Annotated in this window: 17 protein-coding genes; 14 read left to right on the plus strand and 3 right to left on the minus strand. The window is 40.5% G+C overall.

Annotated features, from left to right (window positions below):
- The first annotated feature begins 79 nt into the window (after positions 1–79).
- The 4 genes from PDL71_RS09035 to PDL71_RS09050 all read left to right on the plus strand — a co-directional run bounded on the left by PDL71_RS09035 (position 80) and on the right by PDL71_RS09050 (position 4,350).
- A complete protein-coding gene (locus PDL71_RS09035) occupies positions 80–313 on the plus strand; it encodes an AtpZ/AtpI family protein (RefSeq protein ID WP_407528320.1) in 234 nt (77 codons plus the stop codon).
- Positions 310–705: a hypothetical protein gene (locus tag PDL71_RS09040; protein WP_407528323.1), complete on the plus strand. Its 396-nt coding sequence runs from the start codon at positions 310–312 to the stop codon at positions 703–705. The genes PDL71_RS09035 and PDL71_RS09040 overlap by 4 nt, the downstream gene beginning before the upstream one ends.
- Complete coding sequence (locus PDL71_RS09045) at positions 698–1,330, plus strand: SprT-like domain-containing protein (RefSeq protein WP_407528326.1); 633 nt, start codon at positions 698–700, stop codon at positions 1,328–1,330. Before PDL71_RS09040 ends, PDL71_RS09045 begins: the two co-directional genes overlap by 8 nt.
- A gap of 80 nt (positions 1,331–1,410) precedes the next feature.
- Positions 1,411–4,350 (plus strand): FAD-binding and (Fe-S)-binding domain-containing protein, encoded by a 2,940-nt coding sequence (locus tag PDL71_RS09050; protein WP_407528328.1) that lies wholly within the window; start codon positions 1,411–1,413, stop codon positions 4,348–4,350.
- A gap of 4 nt (positions 4,351–4,354) precedes the next feature.
- On the opposite strand, the gene PDL71_RS09055 is transcribed toward PDL71_RS09050, so the two are convergent.
- The 3 genes from PDL71_RS09055 to PDL71_RS09065 all read right to left on the minus strand — a co-directional run bounded on the left by PDL71_RS09055 (position 4,355) and on the right by PDL71_RS09065 (position 8,570).
- Entirely contained in the window at positions 4,355–4,567 is a 213-nt protein-coding gene (locus PDL71_RS09055; RefSeq protein ID WP_407528331.1) for a hypothetical protein, read from the minus strand.
- Positions 4,568–4,837: 270 nt separating this feature from the next.
- Positions 4,838–6,907: a penicillin acylase family protein gene (locus tag PDL71_RS09060; protein WP_407528334.1), complete on the minus strand. Its 2,070-nt coding sequence runs from the start codon at positions 6,905–6,907 to the stop codon at positions 4,838–4,840.
- A gap of 193 nt (positions 6,908–7,100) precedes the next feature.
- Complete coding sequence (locus PDL71_RS09065; RefSeq protein WP_407528337.1) at positions 7,101–8,570, minus strand: hypothetical protein; 1,470 nt, start codon at positions 8,568–8,570, stop codon at positions 7,101–7,103.
- Positions 8,571–8,841: 271 nt separating this feature from the next.
- On the opposite strand from PDL71_RS09065, the gene PDL71_RS09070 reads away from it, so the two are divergent.
- The 10 genes from PDL71_RS09070 (at position 8,842) to ilvA (ending at position 21,685) form a co-directional block, all read left to right on the plus strand.
- Complete coding sequence (locus PDL71_RS09070) at positions 8,842–10,002, plus strand: 2-isopropylmalate synthase (protein WP_407528339.1); 1,161 nt, start codon at positions 8,842–8,844, stop codon at positions 10,000–10,002.
- Between the two features lie 3 nt (positions 10,003–10,005).
- Positions 10,006–11,406 (plus strand): 3-isopropylmalate dehydratase large subunit, encoded by a 1,401-nt coding sequence (gene leuC / locus PDL71_RS09075; protein ID WP_407528342.1) that lies wholly within the window; start codon positions 10,006–10,008, stop codon positions 11,404–11,406.
- Positions 11,407–11,430: 24 nt separating this feature from the next.
- Complete coding sequence (gene leuD, locus PDL71_RS09080; RefSeq protein WP_407528345.1) at positions 11,431–12,018, plus strand: 3-isopropylmalate dehydratase small subunit; 588 nt, start codon at positions 11,431–11,433, stop codon at positions 12,016–12,018.
- 13 nt (positions 12,019–12,031) lie between these two features.
- Positions 12,032–13,147, plus strand: a complete 1,116-nt coding sequence (gene leuB / locus PDL71_RS09085; protein ID WP_407528348.1) for a 3-isopropylmalate dehydrogenase — start codon at positions 12,032–12,034, stop codon at positions 13,145–13,147.
- A gap of 248 nt (positions 13,148–13,395) precedes the next feature.
- Positions 13,396–14,298: a branched-chain amino acid transaminase gene (locus tag PDL71_RS09090; protein WP_407528351.1), complete on the plus strand. Its 903-nt coding sequence runs from the start codon at positions 13,396–13,398 to the stop codon at positions 14,296–14,298.
- Positions 14,299–14,487: 189 nt separating this feature from the next.
- Complete coding sequence (ilvD, locus tag PDL71_RS09095; RefSeq protein ID WP_407528354.1) at positions 14,488–16,170, plus strand: dihydroxy-acid dehydratase; 1,683 nt, start codon at positions 14,488–14,490, stop codon at positions 16,168–16,170.
- Between the two features lie 10 nt (positions 16,171–16,180).
- Positions 16,181–17,929, plus strand: coding sequence for a biosynthetic-type acetolactate synthase large subunit (ilvB, locus tag PDL71_RS09100; RefSeq protein ID WP_407528357.1), 1,749 nt, complete (start codon positions 16,181–16,183; stop codon positions 17,927–17,929).
- 88 nt (positions 17,930–18,017) lie between these two features.
- Positions 18,018–18,608, plus strand: a complete 591-nt coding sequence (gene ilvN, locus PDL71_RS09105; RefSeq protein WP_407528360.1) for an acetolactate synthase small subunit — start codon at positions 18,018–18,020, stop codon at positions 18,606–18,608.
- 297 nt (positions 18,609–18,905) lie between these two features.
- Positions 18,906–20,429: a ketol-acid reductoisomerase gene (ilvC, locus tag PDL71_RS09110; RefSeq protein ID WP_407528363.1), complete on the plus strand. Its 1,524-nt coding sequence runs from the start codon at positions 18,906–18,908 to the stop codon at positions 20,427–20,429.
- Complete coding sequence (gene ilvA, locus PDL71_RS09115; protein ID WP_407528365.1) at positions 20,429–21,685, plus strand: threonine ammonia-lyase; 1,257 nt, start codon at positions 20,429–20,431, stop codon at positions 21,683–21,685. The genes ilvC and ilvA overlap by 1 nt, the downstream gene beginning before the upstream one ends.
- The last annotated feature ends 48 nt before the right edge of the window (positions 21,686–21,733 follow it).

Here is a 21,733-nt window from a genome sequence, read left to right on the forward strand (position 1 = left end):
TTTGTCAGGGTTTTCCAGGCGGTATTTGTGTTGAAAGCAGTACCAGCTTTGGCAAACTTGTAGTCTGTTCAGTTGATTCATGGAACCATCATCCCATAACAAAAAGCCTTTCCGCAGTAATAAATCCTATTTAATGGAATATGCCGGGCTGGCATCACAACTCATGGCAGCGTTGGGTCTGGGTGTTTTTATCGGATACAAATTGGATGGATGGCTTTCGATTTCTTTTCCCGTTTTTATATGGGTGCTGCCGCTTGTGTTTTTAATGGCTATGTTTGTGAAAATTTTTAAAGACACATCCAGAAAGAAATGAATCGCAAGCGTTTTCTTCCCTTATTAGGTTTGTTTATTGCCGTTACTTCTTTTGCCAATCTTTTCCGTGGTTTTCTGAGTGGAAAAGGCATTGATGCCGATGTGCTGGTAATTGGCAATGCTTTGATCTTTTTGATTTCACTGCTCTCTCTTTATTTTCATATTAAAGGATTCCTGGATAAAAATGTACAGGTGTTTTTGAGGAGTGTGTATGGATCGCTCATGATTAAAATGTTTGGACTGGCTGCTATAGCTGCCGTTTATATTTTAGTGATGAAAAAAGAAGTGAACAAACCGGCTTTGTTTATCTGCATGGGTTTGTATGTTCTTTACACCATCATTGAAATCCGCCAGGTGTTTCACTTGTTGAAAGAGAAAAAGAACAATGGCTAAAAAGGAAGTTCCTTTACATGCATTGGCAGCGTACATGCCCAAAGAAGCACTGGAGCCCGTGCTGCACTACCTGCATCAATACAAAATTCATTTAACCATTACAAGAGAACGCAACAGTGTGTTGGGTGATTACCGGCATGCGGTTGATACAAAAAATCACCGTATCAGTGTAAACGGTAATCTTAATCAATATGCATTCTTAGTTACATTGCTTCATGAAATAGCACACCTGCTTACGTTTGAACAGTTTGGCAACCGCATAGCACCGCATGGCAAAGAGTGGAAGAATGAATACAGTAAGATATTAGCCCGGTTTTTATTGAAGAAAGTATTTCCTGCTGATGTGGAAAAAGCATTGCTGCGTTCCATACAGAATCCATCAGCCACCAGTTGCGGTGAGGAGCATTTGATACGGGTGTTGAAAAACTATGATGAACGAAAGCCGCATGAAGTATTGGTGGAAGAATTAACGACCGGCCAGTTGTTCAAACTCAAAGATGGCCGTGTGTTTCAAAAAGGAGAAAAACTACGTAAACGGCATAAAGCAGTGGATGTAAAAACCGGTGCCGTGTATTTGTTTAGCGGTGTGTATGAAGTGGAGCGGGTGGAAAAGAAAGTTGAATAGTTTTTAGCCAATAGTTGTTAGCCCCTGCGATCTTATCTTCGTGCTGCAATGATGTAAATTTGGAGTGAATTAAAATAGGAATGAAAGCGCAACTGCAACAATTAGCACAAACATTAGAAGGCGAATTATTTACTGATACTACCATCCGTACTTTGTATGCTACGGATGCGTCTGCTTACCGTGAAATGCCTTTGGCAGTTGCTATTCCCAAAACAAAAGATGATATTCTTCAGCTCATTCAATTCGCAAAAACCAATCATACATCCCTCATTCCACGTACGGCAGGTACCTCACTGGCAGGCCAGGTGGTGGGTAACGGCATTGTAGTAGATGTATCCAAGCATTTCACACAAATCATTGAAATCAACAAGGAAGAAAAATGGGTGCGTGTGCAACCGGGAGTGATTCGTGATGAATTGAACCTGTTTCTCAAGCCACATGGTTTGTATTTCGGTCCTGAAACATCTACTGCTAACCGGGCCATGATTGGTGGTATGGTGGGTAATAATTCCTGCGGTTCCAATTCAGTTGTTTATAAAAGTACAAGGGAGCACACAATTGAAGTCACTGCTTTTTTAAGCGATGGGAGTGAAGTGGTGTTTAAAGAATTGAACTTGGATGACTTTCATGCAAAATGTGAGCAACCAAATTTAGAAGGTGCTATTTATAAAAACATCCGCAGCCTGTTAGGTAATTACGATAACCAACTTGAAATTCGTAAACAGTTTCCCAAACAAACGATTGAACGCCGTAACACCGGTTATGCCATTGATCTGTTGCTGGAAACAGCTCCGTTCACCGCAGGGAAAAAAGATTTTAATTTCTGCAAATTGATTGCAGGGAGCGAAGGTACATTAGCCTTCATCACTGAAATCAAATTGAATGTAGTACCACTGCCGCCAAAAGAAACAGGATTGTTATGTGTGCATTTCAATACGATTGATGAATCCCTGCGTGCCAATCTCATTGGTTTGAAATATCAACCCAGCGCCAGTGAGTTGATTGATCATTATATTTTAGAATGCACCAAGAACAATATTGAGCAGCAGAAGAATCGTTTTTTTGTACAAGGCGATCCGGGGGCCATCCTGGTGATTGAATTTGCAAGAGATACAAGGGAAGAAATTGAAGCAATCTGCAAAGAAGTAGAAGCAGAGATGCGAGCTGCAGGTTTAGGCTATCATTTTCCATTATTGTTTGGTGCAGATACAAAGAAGATATGGACGCTTCGTAAAGCTGGTCTGGGCTTACTCGGTAATTTACCGGGTGATGAAAAAGCGGTACCGGTAATTGAAGACACGGCTGTTGATGTAAATGATTTACCTGCTTACATTGCAGAATTCAATGAAGTGCTCAAAAAACGTGGATTGTACAGTGTACATTACGCACACGCCGGAAGTGGTGAATTGCATTTGCGACCCATCATCAATTTAAAAACAGAAGAAGGCAATCAGCTTTTCAGAACCATTGCAGAAGATGTAGCAACGCTGGTAAAAAAATATGATGGTTCTTTAAGTGGTGAACATGGCGACGGACGATTAAGAGGTGAATTTATTGAGCAGATGATTGGTAACAAAAATTATCAATTGCTTAAACAGATCAAAAACACCTGGGATCCGCAGTATATTTTCAATCCCAATAAGATCGTTGATACACCTCCCATGAATAGTATGCTGCGGTATGTACCGGGACAGCAAACACCGGAGTTCAAAACCATTTTCCGTTTTCAAAACCAGGATGTATTGCAGCATGCTGAGCAATGTAACGGCAGCGGAGATTGCCGTAAAACACATTTGAGCGGTGGTACTATGTGCCCGTCGTTTATGGCTACACGCAATGAAAAAGATACCACAAGGGCAAGAGCGAATATTTTACGGGAATTCCTCACCAACAGTAATAAACTGAACCGTTTTGATCATAAAGAAATTTATGAGGTGATGGATCTGTGTTTGAGCTGCAAAGGTTGTAAAAGTGAATGTCCCAGTAACGTAGATGTTGCCAAACTGAAAGCAGAATTTTTGCAACACTACTATGATGCTAATGGTGTGCCCATGCGTTCAAAGATGATTGCCAACTTTACTGCAAGTGCCAGGCTGGGTTCAATTGCACCGGGCTTGTATAATTTTTTTATGAATAATGCAGTAACCGGGACACTTATAAAGAAAGTAGTAGGCTTTGCAACACAGCGTCCTGTTCCTGAATTATCCAAGCGAACATTTAGAAACTGGTTTAAACAGCATGTATCTCAAAAAAAGAAGACTGTTGCTAATCCCCCTTCAGGGGATAGGGGCAAAGTGTATTTGTTTTGTGATGAGTTTACGAATTACAATGATGCGCATATAGGTAAAACAGCCGTATTACTTTTAGAGAAATTAGGTTATACGGTTGAACTGCCCCAGCATTTGGAAAGTGCACGTACATGGTTAAGTAAAGGATTGTTACGTAAGGCAAAAGAAATTGCCAATAAGAATATTGAGTTGCTGAGCAAAATAGTGAATGAAGAAACCCCGCTGCTGGGTATTGAACCATCAGCCATACTTACTTTCAGAGATGAATATCCTGACCTGGCGACAGATGAAAACCTCGCCGCTGCACAATCATTGGCCAGACATGCTATGATGATTGATGAGTTTCTTGAAAAAGAAATAGCCAAGGGCCATATCCGGAAAGAACAATTTACAAATGCTCCGCAATTGATTCAGTTGCATGGACATTGTCAGCAGAAAGCAGTGGGGTCAGTAAGTGCTACGGCTACCATGCTTTCTTTTCCTCAAAATTATAAAGTAGAAACCATCCCTTCCGGCTGTTGTGGTATGGCCGGTTCATTTGGTTATGAAGCGGAACATTATGAAGTGAGCATGAAAATAGGAGAGCTCGTGTTATTTCCTGCTGTGCGTAGTAAAGCGGATAATGTAATAGTTGCAGCCCCCGGTACCAGTTGCCGTCATCAGATTAAAGATGGTACGGGCAAACAGGCTTTACACCCGGTGGAAGTGTTGTACAATGCGCTGCATAAATAAATGCTCATCTCACATTCCACATAATCTTACGGAATTCTGTTACGCCTTCTTTAAAATCTTTTGGATTGTTTGCATGTTTGATGCAGGCTGAATACAATTGCAGCATAAACAAAAGGTCTTTTGCGTTGCTCCTGCTTCGTTTGGCCCGGTAATAAACAGCTTTAGTAGCTTTCGGCGCTCCGGCGCTTAAATTTCTGTGTAGATGTTTTGATTCCATTGTTTCCTGTTTGTACGGTGAGGAATAGTGGTAATCAAAGGACGTGGAAAAGTTGCGTGCAACTTATTTGTTCTTCAAACAGGAATTGAATTAATGATTTTGATTTTGGGTACGGCTTTTACAGGAAGGATGTTAGCTTTATAGTACAAGATTACGCTGACTGTTTTTTCGCTGCAAACAGAATAAGACAATTTTATACACATTGTCAAATTGTGTATTCGGAAAACTACGATTTCGGAAATACTGGCAGGTAGAATTACGAGGATGAGTTTATTCTCCCGGATGATACACCCGTTCTGCTTTTTTAAATACTTCTTCTTTATTCAGTGTCATCTGCTTTGTTTTTTGAAAGCGATAGAGTTCCACCTGGTCATCAAAATGTTTGTTGCCCGGTCTTGCACTGGCACCGTACATGTTTACTGTTTCAATTTGTGGTAATCCGTCTTTTGCAAAACGAATAAACATAATCAATCCGTCACCGCCAACAGATTTGCGTTGGCCATTCTTATACGATTCTGTCCATTGTGGTGATAGCAAATCCGGAAAGCCCCACAACGGATACTCTTTATTGCCACGAACTAATTTCTGTACATCACCTAATACAAGATCATCTCTTTTAAAATACTTCATCATATAATCATATACAGCCTGGTAAGTAGCTACACATTCAGCTTTGGTGAGCGTACGTGCATCCTGTCCATCCATCAGTTGCTTTACATGTTCATACGTAAGCAGGAAGATAGCTGCTCCTTTACTGCTGCTGTCGCCTTTCCGATCCCATTGCTGAAAATGTTTGATGATGTTTTTTAATAAAGGATAATCATCTGCTTTTAACAGGAGCATGGTGTCAATACTATAAGGATACGCTAATTGTTTCGGCAGTTGTTTATCAAATTTCAGTTGCTTAAACCGGTCATAGCTCAGCTTTTCATTATTCAGCATTTCATACATGCGTATGCTTCTGTTGTTGTGATAGAGTTCCCATCCATCCACTTTTGGAAATAAATTAGGATTCAAATTGTCATTCTTTCCACTGGCAGCAAAAGAAGAATGATTGGTATTAAAAAGAATACCGCTTTTGGGATTGATGTATTGCGGCAGTTGTGTAAAGTTTCTGAATTGTGTCCACAGTGTTGCAGAAGAGTTTCCGGGAACTGTTTTTCTCCAATCGTATTGTGGCGCTGCATCACGAACCGGCATCAGGGCGTTGTTTACATAAAATACAGTATCATATTTATCAGCATACATAATATTAAACATGGAAAGCCGCTGATCTTTTATCGCATTATAAAACTTAGTAAAGTTTTTTGCTTTATTCATGTCGTACCATTGTTCCAGTGCACGGATGTCCATATTGGCTCCGAGGCGCATGGAAAAAACACCTTGCTTGTTTTTCATAGTAGCGCCATACTTACTCCAGTACACGGTTCTGGATATGGCAACAGGAACACCTTTGATACGAAGTTTGATTTTCTTTTGCTCCAGGTTCATCCACTGTCCGTCAAATCTGTATTGATTTTTATTTTCAGGATTTATTTCCAGTTGAAATACATCTACACGGTCGCAATAGTTTACCGTATGTGCCCAGCCAAGATGTTCATTCACTCCATGTAAAATGCAGGGGCCACCTGCTAATAATCCTCCGGTTACATTCAAACCTTCTTCACTGCAAATATGGGCTTCGTAAAATGCTTGTGAGCCGGTATTGGGTTGATGTGCATTCACCAGCAAAAAAGCTTCGCCTGTGGTGGTTTTTGATGGATGCACACTCATGGAATTACTTCCTTTGTTGGTGTTGTTGATACCCGGAGCCAGCCAGATTTTATTGGCATAAATCCTTCGCAGCATATCATCAGCACCATTAAAAACAGTGAGCGCTAAAACAGAAGATGCGATGTAATCTTCTGTAGTAATAGGAAAAAGATCTTTGTGCAACCATTCGTTTTTGTGGGATGCAGCATAATCATTGATGCCCTGCACATAGCCTTCAATCAACTTGATAAAAGCGGGTGAGAGTGTATGCCATTTTTCTTTGGTGATTTCCCGGCAGCGGAATAATGCAAACGCATAATCACCGGCTGCACCTGCTTTGCCCAGTACTCTACCCATGAATCCTTTTGCGGGTAACACTACATCCTGCAGACTTTTAAAATCATCTTCTGCCTGTGCCCAGGCCAGGCCGTAAGAAACTTCCGCATCTGATTTGGCGAAAATGTGCGGCACACCAAAACTGTCACGGACAATAGTAATGTTTTTGGGATTGATGGGTGATTGTGATTTCAGGTTTAATACCGGGACAGTAGTGAATACTATAATTAAAAACAAAAGCGGATGTTTCATATTACAAAAGACTTTTAAAAGTTAGTTGCTTATCACTAAAACAGTAAAAAAGGATTTTTTGTTTACGATGTCGACGAATAAGTGCGTCTTGTCGATTTTAAATATTTAATTTACCAGTTTCTATAATTTTACGTCATAGGTGTTTTTCATAGGTTAGCAACGGCTGTCTTTGTCTAAGGATGGCCTATTTTTTTTAATGCTTTAAGCTTTTATTTCTGAATTTCTGACGGATCACATCCTGCACTTTTACGTCTTCAATTTTGCTTTCCAACCAGCTGATAATATCTAAGTACAAAAAGGCCCTTGTTTCAAAGCGGTTGCCTTCATACTTACGGATGCGTTGCAATAATTTTTCAAACGCAGGTTTAAACTTATCAGGCGATAATTTGAATGACTGACGAAGAAAGCTGAATATCTCTTCCTCAACAGCAGTAAGATTCTGCATTTTACCCATAAAACGATAGACGGATTTGATGAGATATTCCAGCAGATCATAATTACCCAGTTCATAATGTGCAATCAGGTGCAGCAGACGTGCATAACACTGAAGGTCTGTACGCAAATCCACTTTCCAGTGAATGATTTTGTTGAGATACTCCACTGCTTTTTCATTATTTCCGCTGCCGAAATACAAACAGGCAATCTTATAATAAAAGACGAGGATCCGATGTCGGTCTAAGTACAATTCGTATTCATCCAGTTTCTCTTCAATATGGGGTACAAGGCGTAACCCTTCTGTAAAAGTTCCTTCGAGGAAATGTTTGTTGATCTTGGCAATGTACAAATACACAAAACACAACATGCGGTAGTTTTCATTTTGCTGTACAACTTTCCGCTGTGTGAATTTTTCAAACTGAAGAATGGCTTCGTTCAGTTTGCTTTCATTTTGCAAATCAAAATGGGCTCCCATCAGATTATGCATTCCTTTGATGTAGTGTGCTGTTTCCGCTTCCAGCATGCCTTCATATTTCTCAAATAAGTCAACCCACTTTTGTGTATAACGATAAAACAGCAAATAATCCTGGCGAATGAATGCCACCCAGCAATACGATTGATACAGGTATAACTGTTCATAAAATCCAACCAAATGATCAGCATGGGGTGGTACATGGGCCTCAAAATATTTTTTTACATCATTTGCCTCTTTTTCATTCCTGGCCACACCGTTTTTGATATACCAACTGTACAATTGGAGTGACAGATCCGAAAGTTGATTGATGAAGTTGATGCGTTCACCTGTGTTTTCAGATTCAGCAGTTAATTCGTCCGCCCTGTTCTGCATACTCCGGGTGATGTACAGGGCTTCAATCTTTTTTTCAAAAAACAATATCTGCTGCAGGTAGGTGAATTGCTGATAGGCTTTTGCCTGTTCCTTCATCTTATCCAGCACTTTCAGACTTTGGAGGTACAATCCTTTATTATACAGGATGCGGGCAAAATCCATTTGCTCATGCAACTGGATGGTAATATTATCCTCCTGCTTAATCAATCGAAGACTGGAAAGAATGAGTTTGTACAGATGGGCCTTTAAATTGGACAGTTGCTGCTTCTTGATGCTTCGGTTTTTGGTGAGAAGGGTAGCTTCGTCATAGTCATTCATTTTGTCCATGGCATCAAAAAGCTGAATCACTTTTAAATCTGCGGAAGCAGAGTTCCTTTTCATGTACAGCTTAAAATTCCGTTTCTCACTCTTTTCCAGTGATTTCACCAGTTGAAAAGTCGTATCTGTGCTTTTGTTGGGCATCGTAAATCAAATCAGCTCAAATCCTTTGCTGGCAATGGTTTCAATAAATGTAAGCGTGGTTATCTGCCGTAAAATACACACAATTATGGTTTGATGCGGGGACGGTATCAAATTAATTTCGGGCAGATAGAGATTTCTTGTTCTTAGCAAACGATTGTAAGCGTTTTCTGCCAATTATTAAACAATCATTATGTCTTCAAAAAAGGTACACATTTTTGACACAACGCTCCGTGATGGTGAGCAGGTACCCGGCTGTAAACTCAACACCAAAGAAAAAGTAGAACTGGCTCTTCAATTGGAAGAACTGGGTGTTGATATTATTGAAGCAGGATTTCCCATTTCAAGTCCGGGTGATTTTGAAAGTGTTTTCCAGATTGCATCGAAAATAAAAGATGCAACAGTTTGCGGTTTAACCCGTGCTGTTCAAAAAGATATTGAAGTAGCCGCAAATGCATTAAAGCCGGCTGTGCGCCCACGCATCCACACAGGCATTGGTTCCAGTGATAATCACATCAAATACAAATTCAATTCTACACGAGAAGAAATACTGGAACGTGCCATTGCGGCGGTTAAGCTTGCCCGTAACTATGTGGATGATGTGGAGTTTTATGCTGAAGATGCCGGCCGTGCTGATCTTGAATTTTTAGCACGTTTAACAGAAGCTGTTATCAAAGCAGGTGCAACAGTGGTGAACATTCCTGATACAACCGGATTTTGTTTACCGCATCAATATGCGGAGAAGATGAGTTATCTTATGAATCATGTTCCCAATATTGATAAAGCGATCCTTTCCTGTCATTGTCACAATGATCTGGGTTTGGCAACTGCCAACTCCATTGCAGGCGCTATTGCAGGTGCCCGACAAATTGAATGTACGATCAATGGAATTGGTGAACGTGCCGGTAATACATCACTGGAAGAAGTGGTGATGACCATTCGCAAACATCCTGAACTTGATTTGTACACTGATATCAATCCCAAATTATTATTGCCCATGAGCCGTTTGGTAAGCGATACCATGCGTATGGTGGTGCAGCCGAACAAAGCAGTAGTGGGTGATAATGCATTTTCCCATTCCAGCGGTATTCACCAGGATGGATTTTTGAAAGAAGCCACTACGTACGAGATCATTGCCCCGGAAGAAGTGGGTGCTGATACTTCTAAAATTGTACTAACGGCACGGAGTGGTCGTAGTGCATTGGCTTATCGTTTCAAAAACCTGGGCTATGGTTTTGACCGCAACCAGGTGGATGAACTTTATGAAAAATTCTTAAAGATTGCTGATTCTAAAAAAGAAGTGGAAGATGCTGATTTAAAAGTATTGGCAGATTCAATCACTGTAGCTGTATAAAATATGGGTCAAACATTATTTGAAAAGATATGGAACAAGCACGTTGTTAAAACAATTGACGGCGGTCCTTCTGTATTGTATATCGACAAACACTTTATTCACGAAGTAACAAGTCCGCAGGCTTTTAATGGATTGAATAAAAGAGGCATTAAAGTTTTTCGTCCGCAACAAACGGTGGCAACGGCTGATCATAATGTGCCAACGCTCAATCAACATTTGCCTATTAAAGAAGAGCTTAGCCGAAAGCAAGTGGAAGCATTGATCAAAAACTGTGCAGAGCATGGTGTTGAGTTGTATGGATTAGGTCATCCATTCCAGGGTATTGTACATGTGATAGGCCCTGAGTTGGGTATTACACAACCGGGTATGACTATTGTATGTGGTGATAGTCACACATCAACCCATGGTGCGTTTGGTGCTATTGCATTTGGTATTGGTACCAGTGAAGTGGAAATGGTATTGAGCACACAGTGTTTGTTGCAAAGCAAACCAAAATTGATGCGCATTAATGTTGATGGCGTTTTGAATAAAGGTGTGGTTTCAAAAGATATTGTGTTATACATCCTTTCTAAAATTTCTGCCAGTGGTGCCACAGGTTATGCAGTGGAGTTTGCAGGAAGTGCTATCCGTTCATTAAGTATGGAAGCCCGCATGACCATTTGTAATATGAGTATTGAAATGGGTGGTCGTTGCGGATTGATTGCACCTGATGAAACAACATTCAGTTACATCAAGGGAAGAAAGTTTGCTCCACAAGGCGAAGCATGGGAACAAAAGTTGAACGAATGGAAAGCTCTGTTTAGTGATGCTGATGCAGCGTTTGATAAAGAATATCATTTTGATGCGGCCGATATTCAACCCATGATCACTTACGGAACAAACCCGGGCATGGGTATTCCTGTTACAGGAACGATTCCTACAACTGAAACCATCAATGAAAATGATAAAAGCGGTTTGAATAAATCACTTGCCTATATGGGATTGGAACAAGGTGCGCCCATCAAAGGACAAAAAGTTGATTATGTATTTATCGGCAGTTGCACCAATTCAAGAATTGAAGACTTAAGAATGGTGGCCTCTTTTGTAAAAGGCAAACAAAAAGCAAGTGATGTGGAAGTATGGATTGTTCCCGGAAGTAAACAGGTGGAAGCACAGGCAAAAGCTGAAGGCATTGATAAAATATTTGAAGAAGCCGGTTTTATGTTGCGTCAGCCCGGTTGCAGTGCTTGTCTGGGTATGAATGAAGATAAAATTCCTGCAGGCAAATATTGCATCTCTACTTCCAACAGAAATTTTGAAGGAAGACAAGGTGCAGGTGCCAGAACATTACTGGCAAGTCCGTTAACGGCAGCAGCTGCAGCTGTAACAGGAGTTGTAACGGATGTAAGAGAATTGTTGAATTGATAACCGGTTAATTGAAAATTAATAATGGCGAAAGCATTTACAACTATAACATCAAGATTTGTTCCGCTTAATATTGAGAATGTGGATACGGATCAGATCATTCCTGCACGTTTCCTGAAAGCAACCACCAGGGACGGGTTTGGGAAAAACTTATTCCGTGACTGGCGTTATACAAATGATGATGAGCAGCAACCCAAAGCTGAGTTTGTATTAAATCAACCGCAGTACAGTGGAGAGATTTTAGTTGCTGCCAAAAATTTCGGTTGCGGTTCCTCACGTGAGCATGCTGCATGGGCGATTGCTGATTATGGTTTTCGTGCAGTGGTCAGCAGCTTCTTTGCTGATATTTTCAAAAACAATTCACTTAACAACGGGTTGCTTCCTGTAACTGTGAGTGAATCTTTTCTGCAGAAAATATTTGCACTGGGCAATGATGCAACAATCACTATCAATTTAGAAGCACAAACCATTACCATTGATGCCACAGGTGAAAGCGAAAGCTTTGAGATCAATGCGTATAAAAAAACATGTATGCTCAATGGGTATGATGATATTGATTACCTGTTAAGCATTAAATCAGATATTGAACAATTTGAATCGATAGAAAAATAAACCTGAAAAATTAATGAACAAGAAGATTGCCATATTAAACGGAGACGGGATCGGGCCTGAAGTAACTGCTCAATCAATTAAGATATTGAAAGCAATTGCAGCACAGTACAATCATGAATTTACATTTCATGAAGCATTGATTGGTGCTGATGCCATAGATAAAACCGGTAGTGCTCTTCCTGAAGAAACAATTGATACGTGTTTAGACAGCGATGCCGTATTGTTTGGCGCTGTTGGTCATCCAAAGTATGATAATGATCCTTCCGCAAAAGTTCGTCCTGAGCAGGGAATACTGGGTATTCGTAAAGCCTTGCAGTTGTTTGCCAATATTCGCCCCATCACAACTTATCCTTCATTACAGCATTTATCACCACTCAAAGCCAAGCAACTGGAAGGTGTTGATTGCATTATCTTCCGTGAGTTAACCGGTGGTATTTATTTTGGTAAAAAGCAAACCAGTGAAGATGGTACTTATGCAAGTGATGAATGCAGTTACAGCAAAGAAGAAATTGAACGTATTGCACACCTTGCTTTTCAATACGCACAAAAACGAAAAAAGAAAGTAACCATGGTGGATAAAGCCAATGTTTTGGATACTTCACGTTTGTGGCGTAAAACGGTGCAGGCCATTGCACTACAGTACGGTGATGTAACGGTTGATTATATGTTTGTTGATAATGCGGCTATGCAGCTCATACTTAATCCCAAACAATTTGATGTTATTCTTACTGAAAATATGTTTGGTGATATCATCAGCGATGAAGCAAGTGTATTGAGTGGTTCATTGGGCATGTTGCCATCTGCTTCCGTTGGAAACGGTACAGCGTTATTCGAACCCATTCATGGTTCTTATCCGCAGGCAGCAGGTAAGGATATTGCTAATCCCCTTGGTTCTATTTTAAGTGCTGCCATGATGCTCGATCATTTTGGTTTGACTGAAGAAGCAAAAGTGATCCGTGATGCAGCTGACTGGACATTACAGAACAATTTTGTTACAAAAGATATTGACCCCGTTAATTTTTATTTCACAAGCACCATTGGTGATTTGATCGCTGATTATGTGAGTGGAAAAATTCCGGGCAGTGTAAAAAAGGAGAATATCGAACTCCGCAAATCAACCATTATTTAACAACGGTTGTTAGCGGTTGAAAAATATTTTTTGAAAGTTCTTTGTATTAATTCAAATTAAGGCGGTATATTCGTTTTAACAACGACACTTAATGTTGAACAACAAATTATATAATATGATTCTTTCCACAGTGATTATTATTGTGGTTGTCATTATTATTCCTGCATTCAACGGAGGTGGAAATTGTATATAAAACGAATTCAAACAAATCATACAGACCCGCCTCCAACGAGGCGGGTTTTTTATTTATGGCAACATACTACAACAACGAAACGATTCTTTTTCTCAATGGAGAATTTGTAAAGGCAGCAGATGCAAAGATGGACTTCTACAGTCAGTCTTTACATTATGGCTACAGTGTATTTGAAGGCATTCGCTCTTACAAAACGGTAAAGGGTGAAACAAAGATCTTCAAAGCAGTAGAGCATTATGAACGTTTGAAAAATTCAGCCGCTGCATTGAATTTGCCTTATCTGTGGACTGCAGATGAATTGATTGCAGCTACTTATGAAACATTGAGTAGAAATAATTTTCAGGATGCTTATATACGCCCCGTTGTATATGCGCCTGCCAATATGAGCTTTGTAAAAAATGAACAATCATTTATTGTGATTGAAGTGTGGGAGATGCAACCTTTTCTCGGCGATAATTTATTAAGAGTGATGACATCTTCTTTTCAACGTCCTAATCCAAAAGCATTTCATATACATGCGAAAGCAGCGGGTCATTATGTGAATTCACTTTTGGCAAGTCAGGAAGCAAAAGCAAAAGGCTATGATGAAGCATTGTTACTGGATATGAACGGATATGCTGCAGAAGCACCGGGCGCAAATTTGTTTTATGAAAAAGATGGAAAATTAGTAACGCCTTCACTGGGTAATATTTTGCCTGGTATTACAAGAGCAACGGTATTGGAGCTCTGTGCTGAGTTGGGAATTGAAGCAGAAGAAAAATTATTTACGTTGGAAGAATTAAAAACTGCTGATGCGGCTTTCTACTGCGGTACTGCAGCAGAAGTGATAGGAATAAAAAGTGTTGATGCATATGAGTTTCCCAAACCATGGAACGATACTGTAAGCAGGAAAATACAAACAGCCTATAAGTGCAGAGTAACAGAAAAGGAATACAAACAAGAACCGGAATTAGTATGAATTGAATAATGTTTATCCCCTCCCGGGAGGGGCGGCAGAGACTTCAACAATCAGGATGATTAAAAGGGGTGGGTTGCGGAATAGAATTACAGAAAGTACAAGAGTGCGACGCAACAGAAGATAAATAGTAGTACAACAGCTAAGTACATAATCCACCTTCGCTAAAGCTATGGCGGATAAAAAATAAAAATGGCAGAACTAAACAAATATTCAAAAGTATTAACGCAGGATGAAACACAACCTGCCGCACAGGCGATGCTGTATGGTATTGGTTTAACAGAAGAAGATTTAAAGAAGCCGCAAATTGGTGTGTGCAGTATGGGCTATGATGGCAATACCTGCAACATGCATCTGAACGATTTGGCAAAAGATGTGAAGAAAGGAGTGTGGGATCAAGAAATGGTGGGGCTCATCTTTAATACCATTGGCATCAGTGATGGTATCAGCAACGGTACAGATGGTATGCGTTATTCATTGGTGAGCCGTGATATTATTGCTGATAGTATTGAAGCTGTTTGTGGTGGTTTTTATTATGATGGCTTAATCGCCATTCCCGGTTGTGATAAAAATATGCCCGGAGCTGTAATGGCAATGGGAAGATTGAATCGTCCTTCAATTATGGTATATGGTGGTACCATTGCTGCCGGTCATTATAAAGGCGAAGAATTAAACATCATTTCAGCATTTGAAGCATTGGGTCAAAAATTAGCAGGCACAATTACGCCTGAAGATTTTAAAGAAGTAGTGAAACATAGTTGTCCGGGTGCAGGTGCATGCGGAGGTATGTACACAGCTAACACCATGGCCAGTGCGATTGAAGCATTGGGAATGAGTTTGCCTTATTCATCATCCAATCCTGCCATGAGTGAAGAGAAGAAACAGGAATGTCTGGATGCAGGCAAGGCGATTAAAGTATTACTCGAAAAAGATATTAAGCCAAAAGACATCATGACGAAGAAGGCATTTGAAAATGCCATTACTCTTATCATGATCCTCGGCGGAAGCACAAATGCTGTTCTGCATTTGATTGCTATGGCAAAAAGTGTGGATGTGGATCTGAGTATTCATGATTTTCAACGCATCAGTGATACAACACCTGTGCTGGCAGATTTCAAACCCAGCGGAAAATTCTTAATGCAGGAATTACATAAACATGGTGGTGTACCTGGGGTGATGAAATATTTATTTAACAAAGGATTGCTGCATGGTGATTGTGTAACCGTTACCGGAAAAACGGTTGCTGAGAATTTAAAAGACATTAAGCCGATTGATTTTGAACAGCAGAAAATCATTTATCCATTAGAGCACCCGCTAAAAGCAACGGGACACCTGCAAATTCTCTTTGGCAATTTAGCTGAGAAAGGAAGTGTGGCCAAGATCAGCGGTAAAGAGGGAGAACGTTTTGAAGGGCCCGCCCGTGTATTTGATGGTGAAAAGGATTTGGTTGCAGGTATTGCGAATGGAAGAGTGAAGAAAGGTGATGTTGTAGTGATTCGTTACGAAGGCCCCAAAGGTGCACCGGGAATGCCTGAAATGTTGAAACCAACAAGTGCGATCATGGGTGCCGGCCTGGGAAAAGATGTTGCGTTGATCACTGATGGAAGATTCAGCGGTGGCAGTCATGGGTTTGTAGTTGGGCATATTACTCCGGAAGCATTTGATGGTGGTACCATCGCTTTGGTAGAAGATAATGATGTGATAGAACTGGATGCCACCAAAAGAACCATCACTTTAAAAGTAAGTAATGAGGTACTTGCTGAAAGAAGAAGAAAATGGCAGCAACCAAAATTGAAAGAAACAAAAGGTGTATTGTATAAATATGCGATGTGTGTAAAAGATGCATCACATGGTTGTGTAACTGACGAAGCTTAAAATCATTTTCATGGAGACACTTGAATTGAAACAACAACAAACAGAAACCAGTAAAACGGTTTCCATCTCCGGCAGCGAAGCTGTACTCGAAGCATTGATCTCTGAAGGTGTAACTACTTTATTTGGTTATCCCGGCGGAGCCATCATGCCTATTTATGATGCATTGTATGATTATTGTGATAAACTTGATCATATACTGGTGCGTCATGAACAGGGAGGTATTCATGCAGCGCAGGGTTTTGCAAGAGCCAGTGGTAAAACAGGCGTAGTGTTTGCAACAAGCGGACCCGGAGCTACCAACCTTGTTACAGGTTTGGCAGATGCGATGATTGATTCAACACCTCTTGTGTGTATCACCGGTCAGGTGTTTGCTCATTTGCTGGGAACGGATGCTTTCCAGGAAACAGATGTGATCAACATTACAACGCCTGTTACCAAATGGAATTACCAGGTAACGGATGCAACTGAAATTCCGCATGTATTAGCCAAAGCATTTTACATCGCAGGTAGTGGAAGACCCGGTCCTGTGTTAATCGATATTACCAAGAATGCACAATTGCAGAAGTTTGATTATGAGGGCTACAAAAAATGTGATCATATCAGAAGCTATCGTCCCAAACCGATTGTTCGTAAAGAATATATTGAAGAAGCAGCAAAGTTGATCAATGAAGCAGAACGTCCATTTGTGATTTTTGGCCAGGGTGTGATACTGGGTAAAGCGGAGAAAGAATTCAAAGCATTTATTGAAAAGGGTGGATTGCCTGCTGCATGGACCATCATGGGGATGAGTGCCATTCCTACTGATCATCCATTAGGAGTTGGTATGTTGGGCATGCATGGCAATTATGGTCCGAATGTATTAACGAATGAATGCGATGTGTTGATTGCTGTGGGAATGCGTTTTGATGACCGTGTAACAGGAAGACTGGATAAATATGCCAAGCAGGCGAAAGTGATTCATCTGGATATTGATCCTGCTGAGATCGATAAGAATGTAAAAGCAACCGTTGGTGTTTGGGGTGATTGTAAAGAAACATTGCCATTGCTCACTGAGTTATTGCAACAAAAAGTATATCCAAGCTGGTTGCAGAAGTTTCATGATTACATGGAGAAAGAGAAAGTAACATGTATAGAACCGGAAATGAATCCTTCCGGTGAAGTGCTTTCGATGGGTGAAGTGATCAAAACATTGAATGAGTTAACAAATGGTGATGCCATTATAGTTACGGATGTTGGTCAGCACCAAATGGTAGCATGCCGTTATGCTAAATATAATCAAAGCAAAAGTAATATTACGAGCGGTGGCTTAGGTACGATGGGTTATGCATTGCCTGCGGCAATTGGTGCTGCTTACGGTGATCCGTCTCGTACAACCGTTGCTATCATTGGTGATGGTGGCTTTCAAATGACGATACAGGAGTTGGGTACCATCATGCAGTTCAAACCCAATGTAAAAATATTAATTCTCAATAACCAGTTTTTAGGAATGGTGCGTCAATGGCAGCAGCTGTTTCATGAAAAACGTTATTCGTTTGTAGATATCCAGAGTCCGGATTTTGTACAGGTGGCTAAGGGTTACGGTATTGAAGGACAAAGTGTAAGTGAAAGAAGTAAATTGAAAGATGCTTTGAAAGCCATGCTTCAATCTAAAGAGAGTTACTTGCTGGAAGTAATGGTAGGAAAAGAAAACAATGTATTCCCTATGGTGCCGCAGGGAAGAGGCGTGGCGGAATGTGTATTGAGTAAGGAAGAAATTTAGGTTTCACACGAAGCAACAACGAATACAACGAAACAAAGACTTTGTGTACTTGGTATCCTTTGTTTCGTTGTGTGAAATAAAAATAAATATGACTAAGAAAGAATTTACGATTACGGTTTACACTGAAAACCAGGTTGGGCTGCTCAACCGCATCGCTATTATTTTTTCCAAGCGAAAAATTAATATCGAAAGTTTGAATACTTCACCCAGTGAAGTGGACAGTGTACATCGGTTCACCATTGTGATTAATGAAACGGAAGAAGTGGTGCGTAAACTCTGCCGTCAAATTGAAAAACAAGTAGAAGTATTAAAAGCGTATTACAATACGAATGACGAAATCATCTGGCAGGAGCTTGCAATGTACAAAGTGCCAACAGATGTAATTGCAGAGCAGGTAAAAGTAGAACGATTGCTAAGTCAGCATGGTGCAAAAGCGGTGGTGATAAGAAAAGACTATACCGTTTTTGAAGTAGCTGGTCAGCGTGAAGAAACGGATAATTTAATTAAGGTTCTGGAACCCTACGGACTGATCGAGTTTGTACGCAGTGCAAGAGTAGCAATTATTAAAAACAGTGAAGGATTTCATAAAAAGCTCAAAGAGTTTGAATACAGTGAACCCGGTGAAGAGGTGATCGAGAATGAGTATTTGAGTGAGAATGAGAAAGTGTTCAGCATGTAAATAGCACCTCACCCTTAATCCCTCTCCGAAGGAGAGGGAAAAGCTTGGCGCAGCCCATGCTTGTTTAAGGGCAAAGTAAAATTTGAGAGTTTGATATGTGGTGATAAGAGAACAAATGAAGATGTGATAGTTAAATAGAATGTAAGAGAGGTGTAGAACCGTCCTTCTCTTTCGGAGAAGGATAAGAGGATGAGGTTGATGAGTAGAACTCAAAACGTACAAGAGTGCGACGCAACAGCAGCTTAATTGATGCTCCGTCGCAGGTAACATAAAAAATAAAAATTTAAAAAAATAACAATGGCAAACTATTTCAATTCTTTACCGCTTCGTGAGCAACTCAATCAATTAGGTGTATGTGAATTTATGGACCGCAGTGCATTTGCGGATGGTGTAAATGTACTCAAGGGAAAAAAGATTGTGATCGTTGGTTGCGGTGCACAGGGTTTGAACCAGGGTTTGAATATGCGTGACAGTGGTTTGGATATTTCTTATGCATTGCGTAAGGAGGCAATAGAAGAAAAAAGAGCTTCCTGGAAAAATGCAACGGAAAATGGTTTTGAAGTAGGTACTTACGAAGAGTTGATTCCTGAAGCAGATTTGGTATTGAATCTTACGCCTGATAAACAACATACGGCTGTGATCAATGCAGTGATGCCCTTGATGAAAAAATATGCAACACTTTCTTATAGCCATGGTTTCAATATTGTGGAAGAAGGTATGCAGATCAGAAAAGATATTACGGTGATCATGGTAGCGCCTAAATGCCCGGGTACGGAAGTGCGTGAAGAATACAAAAGAGGTTTTGGTGTACCTACCTTGATTGCTGTGCATCCTGAAAATGATCCGGAGGGAAAAGGATTGGCACAGGCAAAAGCGTATGCAGTTGCAACCGGCGGTCATCGTGCAGGTGTATTACGTTCATCTTTTGTTGCCGAAGTAAAAAGTGATTTGATGGGTGAGCAAACCATTTTGTGTGGTGTATTGCAAACAGGGTCTATTCTTTGTTTTGATAAAATGGTTCAGCAAGGTGTGGAGCCATCTTATGCTGCTAAGTTGATTCAGTATGGTTGGGAAACCATTACTGAAGCATTGAAACACGGTGGTGTTACTGCTATGATGGATCGTTTGAGTAATCCTGCTAAGTTGAAAGCATATGAGTTGTCAACTGAGTTGAAAACTATTTTACGTCCGCTGTTTCAAAAACACCAGGATGATATCATGAGCGGTCATTTCTCCAAAACGATGATGGAAGATTGGGCCAATGATGATGTGAACTTACTTACATGGCGCAAGGCAACCGGTGAAACTGCGTTTGAAAAAACGACACCTACTGACAGACCTATTGCCGAGCAGGAATACTTTGATCATGGCTTATTAATGGTTGCTTTTGTTCGTGCCGGTGTGGAATTAGCATTTGAAACCATGGTGGAAGCAGGTATTAAAGAAGAAAGCGCTTACTATGAATCTTTGCATGAAACACCGTTGATCGCTAATACTATTGCACGTAAGAAGTTGTATGAAATGAACCGTGTTATTTCTGACACGGCTGAATATGGATGCTATTTGTTTGATCATGCTGCCAAACCATTGCTCAAAGAATTTATGAGTACGGTGAACAAAGATGTGATCGGTACCAACTTCAATGCAGGCAAAGATAATGGTGTTGATAACCGTGCTATCATCGAAGTAAACAAGATCATCCGAAACCATCCTGTAGAAAAAGTAGGAGAGAAGTTGCGGGCTGCAATGACCGAGATGAAAGCCATCACAACAGCAACTAATGAAGTAAAGAAGAAAAAAGCAGAACCTGTTTTAAACTAATGGATACAGCAACACATACCAAACCAGAGCTTCATTTTCACAAAGCTGCTTTGAATTTAAAAAAAGTAGTGGTGAGAACACCTTTGCAGTTGAATCCCAATCTCAGCCGTAAATACCAATGTAATGTGTATTTGAAGCGTGAAGACCTGCAGGTAGTACGCAGTTATAAACTTCGTGGTGCTTATAATATGATGAGCAGTTTATCACTGGAACAATTGCAAAAAGGGGTGGTATGTGCCAGTGCCGGCAATCATGCACAGGGATTTGCATATAGTTGCAAAAAATTGAATGTAAAAGGCGTGGTGTTTATGCCTGTGATCACTCCCAAGCAAAAGATCAATCAAACAAAAATGTTTGGAGATGGTGCCATTGAAGTGCAATTAGTTGGTGATACGTTTGATGATTGTGCCGCAGCTGCAAAAAAGTATACAGAAGAAAATGAGATGACTTTTATCCCGCCATTTGATGATTACAGGATCATTGAGGGACAGGGAACTGTTGGATTGGAAATCTTAGAAGAACAAAGTGATATTGATTATGTATTTGTTTCTGTTGGTGGTGGTGGATTAAGCGCAGGAGTTGGTACGTATTTCAAAACCTATTCACCCAAAACAAAAATCATCGGCCTCGAACCCGAAGGAGCACCTTCCATGAAACGGGCACTGGAAGCAGGTGAGCCTGTTACATTAGAAAGCATTGATCGTTTTGTAGATGGTGCTGCTGTGAAAAGAGTAGGCGAGATTACTTTTTCTGTTTGCAAAGAAGTGCTGGACGAGATGCATTTGGTGGCTGAAGGAAAAGTATGCACTACCATTTTGAAATTGTACAATGAAGATGCCGTGGTGGTAGAACCAGCCGGTGCACTCAGTATTGCAGCATTGGATGATTATGCAGATGAGATCAAAGGAAAAAATATTGTTTGCATCATCGGCGGCGGTAATAATGATATTGACCGCATGCAGGAAATCAAAGAGCGTTCACTTCAATATGAGGGATTGAAACATTATTTCCTGATTCGCTTTGCTCAACGTCCGGGAGCCTTAAAAGAATTTGTGAATTATGTATTAGGCCCCTATGATGATATTGTTCGGTTCGAATACATGCAAAAGCATAATAAGGAAACGGGTCCGGCATTGGTGGGTATTGAATTGAAACAGCGTGAAGATTATGATGCTTTATTGGAGAATATGCAACGTTTTCAAATCAATTATACGGAACTGAAAAACGATGATAACGCATTTGGTTATCTCGTGTGAAGCCCACCTCACCCTTACTCCCTCTCCTAAGGAGAGGGAAAAGCCTGG

This window comes from Lacibacter sp. MH-610 (assembly GCF_045780045.1).
GTDB lineage: Bacteria > Bacteroidota > Bacteroidia > Chitinophagales > Chitinophagaceae > Lacibacter.

Excerpts from the sequence above, each read along its gene's own strand:
- ilvC (WP_407528363.1), top strand. The coding sequence starts at position 18,906 with ATGGCAAACTATTTCAATTCTTTACCGCTTCGTGAGCAACTCAATCAA.
- leuC (WP_407528342.1), top strand. The coding sequence starts at position 10,006 with ATGGGTCAAACATTATTTGAAAAGATATGGAACAAGCACGTTGTTAAA.
- ilvB (WP_407528357.1), top strand. The coding sequence starts at position 16,181 with ATGGAGACACTTGAATTGAAACAACAACAAACAGAAACCAGTAAAACG.
- leuB (WP_407528348.1), top strand. The coding sequence starts at position 12,032 with ATGAACAAGAAGATTGCCATATTAAACGGAGACGGGATCGGGCCTGAA.
- PDL71_RS09060 (WP_407528334.1), bottom strand. The coding sequence starts at position 6,907 with ATGAAACATCCGCTTTTGTTTTTAATTATAGTATTCACTACTGTCCCG.
- ilvD (WP_407528354.1), top strand. The coding sequence starts at position 14,488 with ATGGCAGAACTAAACAAATATTCAAAAGTATTAACGCAGGATGAAACA.
- PDL71_RS09090 (WP_407528351.1), top strand. The coding sequence starts at position 13,396 with ATGGCAACATACTACAACAACGAAACGATTCTTTTTCTCAATGGAGAA.
- PDL71_RS09035 (WP_407528320.1), top strand. The coding sequence starts at position 80 with ATGGAACCATCATCCCATAACAAAAAGCCTTTCCGCAGTAATAAATCC.
- PDL71_RS09055 (WP_407528331.1), bottom strand. The coding sequence starts at position 4,567 with ATGGAATCAAAACATCTACACAGAAATTTAAGCGCCGGAGCGCCGAAA.
- PDL71_RS09065 (WP_407528337.1), bottom strand. The coding sequence starts at position 8,570 with ATGAAAAGGAACTCTGCTTCCGCAGATTTAAAAGTGATTCAGCTTTTT.
- PDL71_RS09070 (WP_407528339.1), top strand. The coding sequence starts at position 8,842 with ATGTCTTCAAAAAAGGTACACATTTTTGACACAACGCTCCGTGATGGT.
- ilvN (WP_407528360.1), top strand. The coding sequence starts at position 18,018 with ATGACTAAGAAAGAATTTACGATTACGGTTTACACTGAAAACCAGGTT.
- PDL71_RS09045 (WP_407528326.1), top strand. The coding sequence starts at position 698 with ATGGCTAAAAAGGAAGTTCCTTTACATGCATTGGCAGCGTACATGCCC.
- PDL71_RS09050 (WP_407528328.1), top strand. The coding sequence starts at position 1,411 with ATGAAAGCGCAACTGCAACAATTAGCACAAACATTAGAAGGCGAATTA.
- PDL71_RS09040 (WP_407528323.1), top strand. The coding sequence starts at position 310 with ATGAATCGCAAGCGTTTTCTTCCCTTATTAGGTTTGTTTATTGCCGTT.
- leuD (WP_407528345.1), top strand. The coding sequence starts at position 11,431 with ATGGCGAAAGCATTTACAACTATAACATCAAGATTTGTTCCGCTTAAT.
- ilvA (WP_407528365.1), top strand. The coding sequence starts at position 20,429 with ATGGATACAGCAACACATACCAAACCAGAGCTTCATTTTCACAAAGCT.